2 protein-coding genes are annotated in these 759 nt (G+C 63.4%); both read left to right on the forward strand.

All coding sequences use genetic code 11. The annotated features are described in order from the left end of the window. On the forward strand, positions 1-489 hold a 489-nt coding region (pcaH, locus tag J6500_RS31435; RefSeq protein WP_225716579.1), incomplete at its 5' end, for a protocatechuate 3,4-dioxygenase subunit beta. A 1-nt stretch (position 490) separates the two neighbouring features. After that, on the forward strand, positions 491-759 hold a 269-nt coding region (locus J6500_RS31440; RefSeq protein WP_446479911.1), incomplete at its 3' end, for a dioxygenase family protein.

Here is a 759-nt window from a genome sequence, read left to right on the forward strand (position 1 = left end):
CGCATCATCGTGCACGGCCACGTGTTGGATGAAGACGGCCGCGGCGTGCCCAACACGCTGGTCGAGCTATGGCAGGCCAACGCCTGCGGCCGCTATGTCCATGTCGTCGACCAGCACCCGGCGCCGCTCGATCCCAATTTCACCGGCGCCGGCCGCACCCAGAGCGATGCGCAAGGCTATTACAGGTTCATCACCATCAAGCCCGGCGCCTATCCCTGGGGCAATCACCACAATGCCTGGCGTCCCGCGCACATCCACTTCTCGGTGTTCGGGCACTCCTTCATCTCGCGTCTCGTCACGCAGATGTATTTCCCCGGCGACCCCTTGTTCCCGTTCGACCCGATCTTCAACTCGGTAACCGACGAGAAGGCGCGGCTGCGGATGGTGTCGTCGTTCGATCTGGAGAACACCCAGCCGGAATGGGCGCTGTGCTATCGCTTCGATATCGTGCTGCGCGGCCGCAATGCCACGCCGATGGAGACCAAATAACGTGCCGAACCAGCGTCCTGATGGCGTCACCCCGTCGCAAACCGTCGGCCCCTATTTCAAGTACGGCCTGACGCCGAATGGCGAATATCGGTGGAATGACGCCTTCACCAATAATTTGCTGACGCCTGACGTCTCGGGCGAGCGCATTCGCGTCGAGGGCAAGGTCTATGACGGCGACGGCGCCGCGGTCGTGGACTGCATGCTGGAGATCTGGCAGGCCGACGCGCAGGGCCGCTTCTGCGATCCGCAGGACAAGCGCGCGCTGCCGAA

Source organism: Bradyrhizobium semiaridum (assembly GCF_020329505.1).
In the GTDB taxonomy this organism is placed as follows: Bacteria; Pseudomonadota; Alphaproteobacteria; order Rhizobiales; family Xanthobacteraceae; genus Bradyrhizobium; species Bradyrhizobium semiaridum.